Origin of the sequence: Arenimonas sp., from assembly GCF_041913985.1 — a bacterium.
Classification (GTDB): domain Bacteria; phylum Pseudomonadota; class Gammaproteobacteria; order Xanthomonadales; family Xanthomonadaceae; genus Arenimonas.
Genome location: NZ_JAYSEG010000032.1, coordinates 1 through 12,385, shown reverse-complemented (window position 1 = coordinate 12,385; position 12,385 = coordinate 1). Strand labels below are relative to the sequence as shown.

General features: G+C 71.6%; 11 protein-coding genes. 5 read left to right on the top strand and 6 right to left on the bottom strand.

Going from position 1 to position 12,385, the window contains the following annotated elements:
- The first annotated feature begins 17 nt into the window (after positions 1-17).
- From ACE3Q2_RS10815 to ACE3Q2_RS10800, 4 genes are all read left to right on the top strand, one after another.
- Positions 18-284 (top strand): hypothetical protein, encoded by a 267-nt coding sequence (locus ACE3Q2_RS10815; protein WP_231696750.1) that lies wholly within the window; start codon positions 18-20, stop codon positions 282-284.
- A 65-nt stretch (positions 285-349) separates the two neighbouring features.
- Positions 350-1,042: a fumarylacetoacetate hydrolase family protein gene (locus ACE3Q2_RS10810; RefSeq protein WP_231696751.1), complete on the top strand. Its 693-nt coding sequence runs from the start codon at positions 350-352 to the stop codon at positions 1,040-1,042.
- Positions 1,043-1,105: 63 nt separating this feature from the next.
- On the top strand, positions 1,106-1,522 hold the full coding sequence (mscL, locus tag ACE3Q2_RS10805) for a large-conductance mechanosensitive channel protein MscL (protein WP_231696752.1): 417 nt from the start codon (positions 1,106-1,108) through the stop codon (positions 1,520-1,522).
- Positions 1,523-1,584: 62 nt separating this feature from the next.
- Positions 1,585-3,000 carry a M28 family peptidase gene (locus ACE3Q2_RS10800; protein ID WP_231696753.1) on the top strand — a complete coding sequence of 472 codons (1,416 nt, stop codon included), beginning with the start codon at positions 1,585-1,587 and terminating at the stop codon, positions 2,998-3,000.
- Between the two features lie 19 nt (positions 3,001-3,019).
- Here ACE3Q2_RS10800 and ACE3Q2_RS10795 read toward each other — a convergent pair whose 3' ends face one another.
- The 5 genes from ACE3Q2_RS10795 to ACE3Q2_RS10775 are packed head-to-tail and all read right to left on the bottom strand — an operon-like array spanning position 3,020 to position 10,366.
- Positions 3,020-3,931: a class I SAM-dependent methyltransferase gene (locus ACE3Q2_RS10795; RefSeq protein ID WP_231696754.1), complete on the bottom strand. Its 912-nt coding sequence runs from the start codon at positions 3,929-3,931 to the stop codon at positions 3,020-3,022.
- The gene (locus ACE3Q2_RS10790) at positions 3,931-5,172 is read right to left on the bottom strand and encodes a hypothetical protein (protein WP_231696755.1); all 1,242 of its coding nucleotides are present in this window, start codon (positions 5,170-5,172) and stop codon (positions 3,931-3,933) included. The genes ACE3Q2_RS10795 and ACE3Q2_RS10790 overlap by 1 nt, the downstream gene beginning before the upstream one ends.
- Positions 5,173-5,209: 37 nt before the next feature.
- On the bottom strand, positions 5,210-6,112 hold the full coding sequence (locus ACE3Q2_RS10785; protein WP_231696756.1) for a TrmH family RNA methyltransferase: 903 nt from the start codon (positions 6,110-6,112) through the stop codon (positions 5,210-5,212).
- A 48-nt stretch (positions 6,113-6,160) separates the two neighbouring features.
- Positions 6,161-9,283 (bottom strand): efflux RND transporter permease subunit, encoded by a 3,123-nt coding sequence (locus ACE3Q2_RS10780; RefSeq protein WP_374474015.1) that lies wholly within the window; start codon positions 9,281-9,283, stop codon positions 6,161-6,163.
- A gap of 15 nt (positions 9,284-9,298) precedes the next feature.
- Positions 9,299-10,366 carry an efflux RND transporter periplasmic adaptor subunit gene (locus ACE3Q2_RS10775; protein ID WP_231696758.1) on the bottom strand — a complete coding sequence of 356 codons (1,068 nt, stop codon included), beginning with the start codon at positions 10,364-10,366 and terminating at the stop codon, positions 9,299-9,301.
- Positions 10,367-10,477: 111 nt separating this feature from the next.
- Between ACE3Q2_RS10775 and ACE3Q2_RS10770 the strand changes: the two genes are divergently transcribed.
- Positions 10,478-11,095: a DUF6498-containing protein gene (locus ACE3Q2_RS10770; RefSeq protein WP_231696759.1), complete on the top strand. Its 618-nt coding sequence runs from the start codon at positions 10,478-10,480 to the stop codon at positions 11,093-11,095.
- Between the two features lie 70 nt (positions 11,096-11,165).
- Here ACE3Q2_RS10770 and ACE3Q2_RS10765 read toward each other — a convergent pair whose 3' ends face one another.
- Positions 11,166-12,173: a class I fructose-bisphosphate aldolase gene (locus ACE3Q2_RS10765; protein ID WP_043800604.1), complete on the bottom strand. Its 1,008-nt coding sequence runs from the start codon at positions 12,171-12,173 to the stop codon at positions 11,166-11,168.
- Positions 12,174-12,385 lie beyond the last annotated feature (212 nt).

Sequence of the window (12,385 nt, the reverse complement as noted above, 5' to 3'; positions counted from 1 at the left end):
GTTTGCCACGCCCGCGCATGACCTTCTTTTTCCGCCGCATGTTCAGCTACTGCCCCTCGAAGCCGAGGCACCCGCTCGTGCGCGTGCTGGTCGGGCTGCTGGGCCTGGCGCTGCTGGTGGTGCTGGTCGCGTTCGGCCTGGTGATCGGCCTGGGCATGCTGCTGTTCGCGGCCGTGCGCCGCCTGGTCAATTCGGCCCGCACCCCGGCCACGCCGCGCGAGGGCGTCATCGAAGGCGAATTCACCCGCGTGCGCGACCCCGCCGGCCCGCTCGGCCTGCGCTGACCGGCTTCACGTTCCGCGGCCGCCCGCCGCGGCTAAACTGCGCGCTTCCCACCGGAACCGCGCCCATGCCCCAGACCGTCATCCCCGCCCCCGCCCCGGCCAGCCTGCCCGTGCGCGGCAGCGACGCCGTGTTCCCCGTGCGCCGCATCTACTGCGTGGGCCGCAACTTCGCCGACCACGCCAAGGAAATGGGCGCCAGCGTCGACCGCGGCAACCCGGTGTTCTTCATGAAACCCGCCGACGCGTTGGTGCCGGGCGGCGGCGACGTGCCCTACCCGCCCGCCACCCGCGAGCTGCACCACGAGGTGGAGCTGGTGGTGGCGCTGGGCCGCGACGCCAATGGCGTGGTGCCGGTGGACGGTGCGCTGTCGCTGGTGTTCGGCTACGGCGTGGGCCTCGACCTGACCCGCCGCGACCTGCAGGCGAACGCCAAGGCCAAGGGCCTGCCCTGGGACACCGCCAAGGGCTTCGACCACTCCGCGCCGGCCAGCGAACTGGTGCCCGCCGCCGAAGCCGGCAGCCTGGCCACGCGCGCGCTCTGGCTCACCGTCAACGGCCAGCCGCGCCAGCGCGCGCTGCTCGGCGACATGGTGTTCAGCGTGGCCGAGGTGATCAACGAACTTTCCAAGCTCTACGCGCTCAAGGCCGGCGACCTCATCTTCATGGGCACCCCCGCCGGCGTGGCCGCGCTGCAGCCGGGCGACGCCTTCCAGGCCGGCGTCGAGGGCCTGGTGGAATTCGGCGGCCGTATCGCCTGAACGACGCCCCGGTGTAGATTCGGGTTTCCCCACCCGTCCTTCCCAACCAAGGAGCACACGAGCATGGGCATGGTGTCCGAGTTCAAGGAATTCGCGATGCGCGGCAACGTCGTCGACCTGGCGGTCGGCGTGGTGATCGGCGCGGCCTTCGGCAAGATCGTGGCCTCGCTGGTGAACGACGTGATCATGCCGGCGGTGGGCTTCATCGTCGGTGGCGTGAACTTCTCCGACCTGGCCTTCGAGCTCAAGGCCGCCACCGTGGACGCGGCCGGCGCGGAAGTGCCGGCGGTGCTCATCAAGTACGGCGCCTTCATCCAGACCATCGTCGACTTCCTGATCATCGCCTTCGCGATCTTCGTGGCGGTGAAGGTGATCAACAAGCTCAAGCGCAAGGAAGAGGCGGCGCCCGCCGCGCCGCCGGCGCCGAGCGAGGAAGTGAAGCTGCTCACCGAGATCCGCGACGCGCTCAAATCGCGCTGAGTTTCCCGTTGCCACCCCCGGCGCCGGCCCCGTGGCCGGCGTCGCCTTTCCGGAGCCATCGAATGCGCCACGCCGTTTCCCTGCTCGCCCTGTCCCTGCTGGCCGCGCCCGCGCTGGCCAACGACGCCACCGGCCTCGACGCCGGCGACATCGCCACCGCGGAAACGCTGCGCGAACAGGCCATGGCGGGCAGCGCGGCCTGGGACATCGTCGAATCGCTGACCACCGAAGTGGGCCCGCGCCTGGCCGGCACCCCGGCCGACGCGCGCGCGGTGGCCTGGGCCAGGGCGAAGTTCGAATCGCTGGGCTTCGACAAGGTTTACCTCGAGCCGGTGACCTTCCCGGTGTGGCTGCGCCACCGCGAGCAGGCCGCCGTGCTGGCACCCGCGCCGCAGCCGCTGGTGGTCACCGCCCTGGGCGGCAGCGTGGGCACCGGCGGGCAGCCGCTGCAGGCGCCGATCGTCGAGTTCGCCACGCTCGACGCGCTCAAGGCCGCGCCCGAGGGCAGCCTGGCCGGCAAGATCGCCTTCATCAGCAACCGCATGGAGCGCTTCCGCGACGGCCGCGGTTATGGCCCCGCGGTGGGCGCGCGCAGCAATGGCGCGGTTGAAGCCGCACGCAAGGGCGCGGTGGCGGTGCTGATCCGTTCGATCGGCACCAGCCACGACCGCTTCGCACACACCGGTGTGATGCGCTACGCCGACGACGTGCCGCGCATCCCGGCGGCGGCGCTGTCCAACCCCGACGCCGACCAGCTGGTGCGCCTGCTGGGCCGCGGCCAGGAAGTGACGGTGTCGCTGGACATCTCGGCGGAAACCGTCGGCGAATACACCTCGCACAACGTGATCGGCGAAATCACCGGGCGCGAACTGCCGGGCGAAGTGGTCACCCTCGGCGGCCACCTCGACAGCTGGGACCAGGGCACCGGCGCCATCGACGACGGCGCCGGCGTGGGCATCACCATGGCCGCGGGCGCGCTGGTGGGCAAGCTCGGACAGGCGCCGCGCCGCACCGTGCGCGTGATCGCCTACGCCAACGAGGAACAGGGCCTGTTCGGCGGCAAGGCCTACGCCGAGGCACGCGCCGCCGCCGGCGAGATCGACGCCCAGCAGCTGGGCGCCGAAAGCGACTTCGGCGCCGGCCGCGTGTACGCGCTGCGCGCCGGCGTCGACCCGGCCGCGTGGCCGGTGATCGTGAAGATCGGCGAAGTGCTGGCGCCGCTGGGCGTGGTGACCGAACGCGAAGGCGGCAGCCCCGGCCCCGACGTGGGCCCCATCGTCGCCAAGGGCGCGCCCTGGGCGCAGCTGGCGCAGGACGGCACCGACTACTTCGACTACCACCACACGCCGAACGACACGCTCGACAAGATCGACCCGAAGGCGCTGGACCAGCAGGTGGCGGCCTACGCGGTTCTGGCGTACCTGGCTGCAGAAACCGAGGTCGATTTCGGCCGCGCGCCGGCCGCACCGGCGAAGTAAGCGTCGCGTCGCCCGCTGCTCAGCGGCGGGCGACCAGGGTCCACAGGCCGAACAGGCCCTCGCGCGGCGACCAGGTGCGCGCCCACTCGGCGCGCGCGAAACCCGCGGCCCGGCAGGCGTCCAGCAGGTCCCAGCCGAAGTGGTGGAAGCACAGCACGCCGCCCGACACCGGGTCGCCGTGGATCTCGGGCTCGAGCAGGTGTTCGACGCCGCCGTCGGCGCGCAGTCGCGCGCGCAGCACGCTGTCGTAAGCCGACTCGATGAAGGGCGCGGTCAGCACCAGGCGGCCGCCGGGCCGCAGGCAGCGGGCGAATTCGCGCAGCGCCGCCGGGTAGTCGGGCACGTGCTCGAGCACGTCGAAGCTGCCGATGGCGTCGAGGCTGGCGTCGGCGAAACCGAGCCGGGTGACGTCGCGCTCGTTGAGGGCACCCTGCCCGCCCAGGCTGGCGTACCAGCCCTGCAGCCGCGCGCGGGTGGCGTCGTCCAGGCCGTATTCGCTGCCCTGCAGGCCGGGGCACTGCGCCTGCAGCCAGACGTAGGCCAGCGAGGCCTGTTCGGTGAGGTAGACGTCGGCGTTGTCCAGGTCCAGGCCGTCGAGCATCAGCGCGAACGCCGCGCGGTTGCGGGCGATCAGGCGGCAGCGCGGGCAGCTCATTTCCTCGCGCAGGTTGGCGGCCTGGCCGGCCGCCGCGGACGGCAGCGCGAACACCACCGGTTCGCGGCACAGGCCGCACCAGCCCGGCCAGCCGCCCGCGCCTGCGGCGGCGCCAACCTGCAGCGTGATGTGGTGCTGGGCCTGCACCCGCGGCAGCGCGGCCGCGGCCTGCCAGTCAGCCAGGCTGGCGAAGGCGGCCATGTCGGGCGCCGCGCCGGCGGTGCCCGCCGTGGGTGGCGCCGGCAGCCGGAGCCTGCGCCGCAGCCAGCCGCGCATCAGTCGAGCAACGGCGTGTCGAGCACGCGCGAGGGACGGCCCATGGCCTCCTGCGCCTGCTCGCGCAGGTCCTCGCGCGAGACCTCGCGCAGCGGGATCAGCGCGCGCACCACGTCGTCGAGGCTGCGCTTGTTCTTCGTGGCCTTGCGGATCTCGGCGTCGAGCTCGCGCAGCAGCTGCACGCCACGCGCGGTGCGCGGGCCCTGCGAGCGGTCGGAGGTGAGCGTGGCCACCTTGCGGCCGTGGTTGGCCATCCAGGCCTGCGCCTTGTCGGCGCGGGCGTCGCTGAGCAGGCTGGCGCGGCGCAGCAGTTCGATGGAATAGAACTCGGCCAGCGATTCCGCGATCCAATCGTCGCCGTCGGCGCCGCGGATGCGGGTGATGACGTGGGTGAGTTCGTGCACCAGGGTGGAGGTGCCGTTCTCGCTGATCAGCGGCCGGTCGGCGTGCAGGAACAGCGAACGCGGGCCCGACAGGCCGCCGCGCCACATCGGGTCGCCGGCGCTGACGATCAGCAGCTTCGAAGGCAGCTCGCCGTAGGCGCGCTCGAACTCCGGCACCAGGGCGTTGAAGAAGGCCAGCATGTCGTTGCGGCGGATCACGTCGCCCTTGGGCCCGCCGACGCTCACTTCCATCTGGTCGAAGTATTCGCGGCGGGTGCCCACCGCGCCGGCGACCATCCAGCCCACCGGGCGGTCGAAGCTGCGGTCGGGGTTCACCACCACGAAGGACTTGCCGTCCTTGCTGTGCACGAAGGGCGTGTCCACGTTGGTCCAGCCCTTGGGCAGCAGGAAGCGCAGGCGCGCGCGCGAATCGGCGCCCTTGGTGGCGCGCACGGTGGCGGAGGGCACCAGGTCGTCGCCGCGCACGATCACCCAGTCGTCGGTGATGCGGGCGTCGTAGCCGCCGTCGCGGCGCTGGTGGTTCACGGCGTAGCGGTAGCGCAGGCGTGCGGGTTTGCCCTTGGGCGGCACCCAGGTGATGGTGTCGCCCTTGCGCGTCACGGTGCCGTCGCCGCGCACCTGGGTGTAGCGGTCGGCCGGCATGCGCAGGCGCATCTCGCGCACGGCGCCGGTGCCAGGCGTGAGCCGCAGGCTGACGTCGGCCTGGCCGTCGGCGGGCAGGAAGCGGACGATGTAGTCCACGTCGTACTCGGTGCGCGCGGCCAGGGCGAGCGTGGGCAGGAACAGCAGCGCGGCCAGCAGCGCGCGCCAGGCAAGGCGGGTCGGTCGGATGTCCATGCGCCGGATTATGCCGCGTCCGGGCTGAATTCAAGATTCAGGCGTGGCGCTGGCGCCACCATTCGCCGACGAACAGGGCGGTGGCCGCGGCCACGTTCAGGCTCTCCACCGCGCCGGTGCCGGGCACCTGCAGGCGCAGCGCCGTGGCATCGGCCAGCAGCGGGTCGACGCCCGACTGCTCGGCGCCCATCAGCAGCAGCAACCGTTCCGGCAGCGCCGTGCCGTACAGCGGCTGGCCGCCACGCACCACGGTGGCGGCGGCGGTGAAGCCGGCCGACTGCAGCTGGGCCAGGCTGTTGTCGGCCCGGCCCAGGCGCACCAGTGGCACCTGCTCGGCGCCGCCCTCGGCCACACGCGCGGCGGCGCCGGAAATGGCCAACGGCGAGTCCTTGGGCAGCAGCAGGCCGGCCACGCCGAAGTGCGCGGCCGAGCGCAGGATGGCGCCCAGGTTGTGCGGGTTGCCCACGCCGTCGAGCCACAGCGCCAGCTGCGGGCCCGGCGGCAGCTCGCGCAGCCAGCCCGACAGCGACAGCTCGGGGGCCGGCATGGCGCCGAACACCACGCCCTCGTGGTGGCTGCTGGCGGCCAGCTTCTGCAGGTCGTCCTCGCCCACCACGGAATAGCCCAAGCGGTGCTTCACGCAGTGCGCCAGCACGTCCTTGAGCTTCGGGATGCGCGACTCGAGCAGCCAGACCTTGCGCAGGTCGCCGGGACGGCGGGCGAACATGGCCAGGCAGGCATTGAGGCCGTACAGGCGCTGCTCGCGCGGGCCCTTGGGGGCCGCAGGCTCGCCCTCGGGCGCGGGGCGCTGCGGCGCGCGCGGCGGCGACGGCCGTGCGCCGGCGGCCTGGCGGTCGCGCTCGCGTTCACGCTTGTCGCGGTGCTGGGACGGCGGGCCGCGGTAAGGGCCGGCGCCGCGCGGAGGGCGGTGTTCGTTCATGCCGCCAGTCTAGCGGACGGCCCGGGGTTCCGGGCCGCCCGCGCCGGCTCAGGCGTGGCCGCCGACGGCCGGGGTGTCGCGCTCGAGCTGCTCGAGCTTGCGCGCCACCGCGTCCGGCGAGCGCGTGTACGGCGCCAGCAGGGCGTAGAAGGCCGGCACCACGAACAGCGACAGCAGGGTCGAGAACGACACGCCGGCGATGATGACGATGCCGATCGTGGCGCGGCTGGCCGAACCCGGGCCGCCGGCCAGCACCAGCGGCACCGCGCCCATGATGGTGGCGATGGACGTCATCAGGATCGGCCGCATGCGCACCGCCGCCGATTCCAGGATGGCTTCGCGGATGGCCAGGCCCTCGTCGCGCAGCTGGTTGGCGAACTCGACGATCAGGATGCCGTTTTTCGCCGCCAGGCCCACCAGCATCACGATGCCGATCTGGCTGAACAGGTTGAGCGAACTGCCGAACAGCCACAGGCCGATCAGCGCGCCCAGCACCGCCAGCGGCACCGTGAGCATGATCACCAGCGGGTGCAGGAAGCTCTCGAACTGCGCCGCGAGCACCAGGTACACCACCAGCAGCGCCATGGCGAAGGTGAAGATCACCGCGCCGCCGGCGCTCTGGTATTCGCGCGATTCGCCCTTGTAGTCGAGCTGGGCGCGATCGGGCAGTTCCTCGTCGGCGGTCTTGCGCACCCACTCCAGCGCCTCGCCCAGCGTGTAGCCGGGCGCCAGCGCCGCGGACAGCGTGATGGCGCGCAGGCGGTTGAAGCGGTTGTACTGGCCGGGCTCGGCGAGCTCGCTGAGCTTCACCAGGTTCGACAGCGGCACCAGTTCGCGGGTGGTGGTGGAACGCACGTACAGGTTGTTGAGGTCGGCCGGCGAGCCGCGGTCGTCGAGCTGCGCCTGCAGGATCACGTCGTATTCCTCGCCGTCCTCGACGTAGGTGGTGACGCGGCGCGAACCCATCATGGTCTCGAGCGTGCGGCCGATTTCCTGCACCGGCACGCCGAGGTCGGCGGCGCGGTTGCGGTCGATCTCGACGCGCAGCTGCGGGCGGGTTTCCTTGTAGTCGGAGTCGGCCGCGAACAGGCCCGGGTTCTCCTCCATGCGCGCCAGCATGCGGTCGCGCCACTCGGCCAGCTCCTCGTAGTCCGGGCCGCCCAGCACCACCTGCAGGGGCTGGCCGCCGCTGCGCACCAGGCCGGTGCGCACCTGCGGGCGGGCCACCACGCCGGGCAGCGTGGCCAGGTCGGCGCGCACCTTCTCCACCAGCTCGGCGGTGCTTTCCTGGCGCTCGTTCCAGGGCTTGAGCAGCACGATGGCCTGGCCGGTGTGCATGTCGCCGCCCGGGCCGAAGCCGCCGGGCACGCGGGTGTTGGCGCGGTCGATGGCCTGGCCTTCGCCGATGTACTTGAACAGCTTCTGCTCCACCTGGTGCATCTGCTGCACGGTGTAGTCGAAGCCGGCGCCCTCGGGGCCGGACACGCTCACGAAGAACGCGCCGCGGTCCTCGGGCGGGGCCAGCTCGGCGGGGATGCGCTGGAGCAGGAAGAAGGACGCGCCCAGCGTGCCCAGCAGCAGCAGGCCGAACAGCATCGGCCGCCCGACGGTGCGCGCCAGCGCGCCGCGGTAGGCCCGGCCCAGCGAATCCAGGTGGCCCTGCACCCAGGCGTTGAAGCCCTTGGGCGCGTCGTGCGGGCGCACCAGCAGCGAACACATCATCGGCGTGAGCGTGAGCGCCACGAAGGCCGAGATGATCACCGCGCCGGCCAGCGCCACCGAGAGTTCGCGGAACAACCGGCCGGTGTTGCCTTCCATGAAGCCGATCGGCAGGAACACCGCCGCCAGCACCGCCGTGGTGGCGATGACCGCGAACGCCACCTGCTGGGTGCCACGGCGCGCCGCCACCAGCGGCGGCTCGCCCAGGTCGGCGCGGCGCTGCACGTTTTCCAGCACCACGATGGCGTCGTCCACCACCAGGCCGATGCACAGCACCAGCGCCAGCAGGGTGAGCAGGTTGATGGTGAAGCCGAAGGCCCACAGGGCGATGAAGGCCGTGACCAGGCACACCGGCACCGTCACCGCCGGGATGAGCGCGGCGCGCACGCTGCCGAGGAACAGGTAGATCACCACCAGCACCAGCAGCACGGCCTCGGCCAGGGTCCAGTACACGCGGTCCACGGCGGCGTCGATGAAGATGGTGCTGTCGAAGGCCACGAAGATGTTGGTGCCTTCCGGCAGCGTGGCCTGGATGGCGGGCAGCGCTTCCTTCACCGAACGCGCCACGTCCAGGCTGTTGGCGGTGGAGGTCTTGATGATGCCCAGGCCGATGTTGGGCTGGCCGTTGCCGCGGAAGTAGGCGCGGCGCTCGGACGAGCCACGCTCCACCCGGGCCACGTCGCCCAGGCGCACCAGGTAGCCGTCCTCGCCCTTGGCCAGGGTGAGCTGGGCGAAGTCTTCGGGCTCCTGGTAGCCGCGCATCACCCGCAGCGTGAAGTCGCGGTCCTTCGATTCGATGCTGCCGGCCGGCAGTTCGACGTTCTCGTGGCGCAGCGCGTTCTCCACGTCGTTCACCGTCAGCCCGCGCGCCGCCAGCGCCTCGCGGTCGAGCCACAGGCGCATCGAGTAGCGCTGCTGGCCGCCGACGCGCACCTGGGCCACGCCGTCCACGCTCGACAGGCGGTCCACCACGTAGCGTTCGGCGTAGTCGCTGAGCTCGAGCGTGTCCAGTCGCTCGGAGTTCATGTTGAGCCAGAGGATGACCTCGGCGTCGGCCTCGACCTTCTCGATCTCCGGCGGGTCGGCCTCGTCGGGCATGCGGTCGCCGACGCGGCTGATGGCGTCGCGCACGTCGTTGGCCGCGGCCTCGATGTCGCGCGAGAGCGAGAACTCGATGGTGACGCTGGCCTCGCCGTTGCGGCTGCGCGACTCCACCGTCTCGATGCCCTCGATGCCGGCCACGGCGTCCTCGAGGATCTGGGTGATGCGGGTTTCCACCACCGCCGCCGAGGCGCCGGGATAGGCCACCTGCACCGAGACGATGGGCGGGTCGATGTTGGGCAGTTCGCGCAGCGTGAGCCGGGTGAAGGCGATCAGGCCCAGCACCACCAGCAGCAGGCTCATCACGGTCGCCAGGACCGGGCGCTTGATCGAGATGTCGGACAGGACCATGGGCGTCCTCCGGGATCAGCCGGCGTTGCCGGCGGCGGGCGCGGCGTCTTCCGCGGGCGGCGTGTCCGCCACCTTCTGGCCGGGGCGCAGCTTGACGGTGCCGTCCACCACGATGCGGTCGCCGGCCGAGAGGCCCTCGAGCACTTCCACCTCGCCGCGGCGGCGCTGGCCCAGGCGCACGTCCACCTGCTCCACCGTGCCGTCGTCCTTCACCCGGAACACGTGCGCCTGGCGCGCGACCTGGATGACCGAGATCTCCGGCACCACCAGCGCCTGGCGCTCGGGCTGGAACACGCGCACGGTGAGCAGCATGCCGGGGCGCAGCCTACGGTCCGGGTTCGGCAGCACGGCGCGCACCGTCACCGCGCGGGTGACCGGGTCGACGCGCGAATCGAGCGTGGCCACCTCGCCGGTGAATTCCTCGCCCGGGTAGGCGGCGCTGAGCGCGGTGATGGCCTGGCCCGGGGCCAGCACCGACAGGAAGGCCTCGGGCACGCTGAAGTCGAGCTTGATCACCGACACGTCGTCGAGGCTGGCGATGGTGGTGCCCGGGGTCACCAGCGTGCCGGGGCTGACCAGGCGGAAGCCGAGCACGCCGGCGAAGGGCGCGGTGATCACGCGGTCCGACAGGCGGGCGCGGGTGGCGTCGAGCCGGGCGCGGGTGGATTCCATGGTGGCGCGCTGGGCGTCGAGCTGGCCGGCCGGGATCAGCTTCCGGGTGGCCAGCTGCTGCTGGCGCTGGTACTGGGCCTGGGCCTCGCGGTAGGCGGCGGCGGCCTCCTCCAGCCCGGCCAGTTCGGCCCGGCCCGACAGGTCGACCAGCACGGCGCCGGCCTCGACCAGGTCGCCGTCCTCGAAATTCACCCGCACCACGGTCTCGGTGACCTTGGCGGTGATGAGCACCGACTCGTTGGCGCGGGCCGTGCCCAAGGCTTCGAGCGTGTCGCTCCAGGGCCGGGTGGCGACCACCGCGGTGGTGACGGTGGCCGGCGGCGGGGCGCGCCCTTCGGCCGGTTCGTCGCCGCAGGCGGACAGCAGCAGGGCGAGCGAGAGCGGGAGCAGGATTCGACGGCCGGGCGTCATCTCGGTGGCATTCCTTCAGGTGGTGGCGGGGCCCGAGCGGACCGGTTAATGATTGTATGCGCCGGGCGTCATGCAAGTGTGCAGGGGGCGTCGCGACGGGGGCACGAAGGCATGAAGGCGATCAGCAGGGACGACGGCACCGGCCTGGCCGGCATCCTCGGAGCGAACGCCCTGACCCTGGCCCTGGCCCTGTGGCAGGGCTGGAGCGTGGCCCTGCTGGCCTGGCCTTTCTGGCTGCAGAGCCTGCTGATCGGCTGGTATGCCCGCCAGCGCATGCTGGCGCTGAAGGACTTCAGCGTGGAGGGGCTCAAGGTCAACGGCCGCGCCGTCGAAGCCACGCCGGAAACGCTGCGCAGCACCGCCAACTTCTTCCTGGTGCACTACGGCTTCTTCCACCTGGGCTACCTGGTGTTCCTGGTGGCCGAAGGCGACCGCCTGGCGCCGCTGGACATGGCCCTGGTGGCCGGCACCACGGTGGCCTTCTGGCTGGGCCACCGGCGCTCGCACGAGCTCAACCTCGAGGCCGACACCCGCAGCCGGCGAAACCTGGGCTCGCTGATGTTCCTGCCCTACGTGCGGGTGGTGCCGATGCACCTGGCCATCCTGCTGGGCGCGGCCAGCGGCGATTCGGCCTGGGCGCTGGTGTTCTTCACCGCCCTCAAGACCGCGGCGGACGCGGCCCTGCACGCAGTCGAGCACCGCTGGCTGCGGGCACCGGCGAAAAGCTAGGCCCGGAAATGGGAACGCCGGCACGAGGCCGGCGTTCCCGATGACGCGGTGGTGCGCTGGCGCGGAAGACTTACGCCTTCTTCCACTTGCCCAGCGCGGCCAGGCCGTTGTCGCGGGCGCGGGCGTAAACGGTCTGCTGCGCGGCGGCGACGTTGCCCACCAGGTCCTTGGACCAGATCTTCAGCGCGGCCGACTGCATGGCGCGGCCGTAGCTGAAGCTCAGCGGCCACGGGTTCGGGCCCATCTGGTTCATGGCGTTGAGGTGCGCGGTGGCGTCCTCGTCGCTCTGGCCGCCGGACAGGAACACGATGCCCGGCAGGGTGGCCGGCACGGACGACTTCAGGCAGCGCAGGGTCATCTCGGCCACTTCCTCGATGCCGGCCTGCTCGGCGCAGTCCTTGCCCGACACGACCATGCTGGCCTTGAGGATGGTGCCCTCGAGCATGATGTTGTGCTCGTACAGCGAGCCGAACAGCGAGCGCAGGGTGACTTCGGTGATCTCGTAGCAGGTGTCGATGTCGTGGCTGCCGTCCATCAGCACTTCCGGCTCCACCATCGGCACGATGCCGGCTTCCTGGCACAGCGCGGCGTAGCGGGCCAGGGCGTGGCAGTTGGCCTCGATGCAGGTGCCCGAGGGCATGTCTTCGCCGATGGTGATGACGGCGCGCCACTTGGCGAACTTCGCGCCGAGCTTGGCGTATTCCTTCAGGCGGTCGCGCAGGCCGTCGAGGCCCTCGGTGACCAGCTCGCCGGGGAAGCCGGCCAGCGGCATGGCGCCCTTGTCGACCTTGATGCCCGGCAGGATGCCGTTGTCCATCATGACCTTGGTGAAGGGCACGCCGGCCTTGGTGCTCTGGCGCAGGGTTTCGTCGTACAGGATGGCGCCGGAGATGTAGTCGCCGAGCTTCGGGGTGGTGAGCAGCATCTCGCGGTAGGCGCGGCGGTTCTCTTCCGTGCACTCGATGCCGACGCCGTCGAAGCGCTTCTTGATGGTCGCGTTGGACTCATCGATGGCGATGATGCCCTTGCCGGCGGCCACCATGGCCTGGGCGGTTTCGGCGAGTTGGTCGATGCTCATGGCGGGATCCCGGGGTTGTGGCTGGATAGCTTTCCATTATAGCCCAATGGGGTCCCTGCCCGGCTGGGGTTCGGCGCCGGGATCGGGCTTGGCGAGGGGACGTCGCAAGCAAGTGCCCAGGCCGGGGACGCCGTGAACCCATCCATGGGGGCTTTTCGAAAACGTCCTTGTTTTCGAAACCCCGGCCTGGGCACTTGCTTGCGACGTCCCCT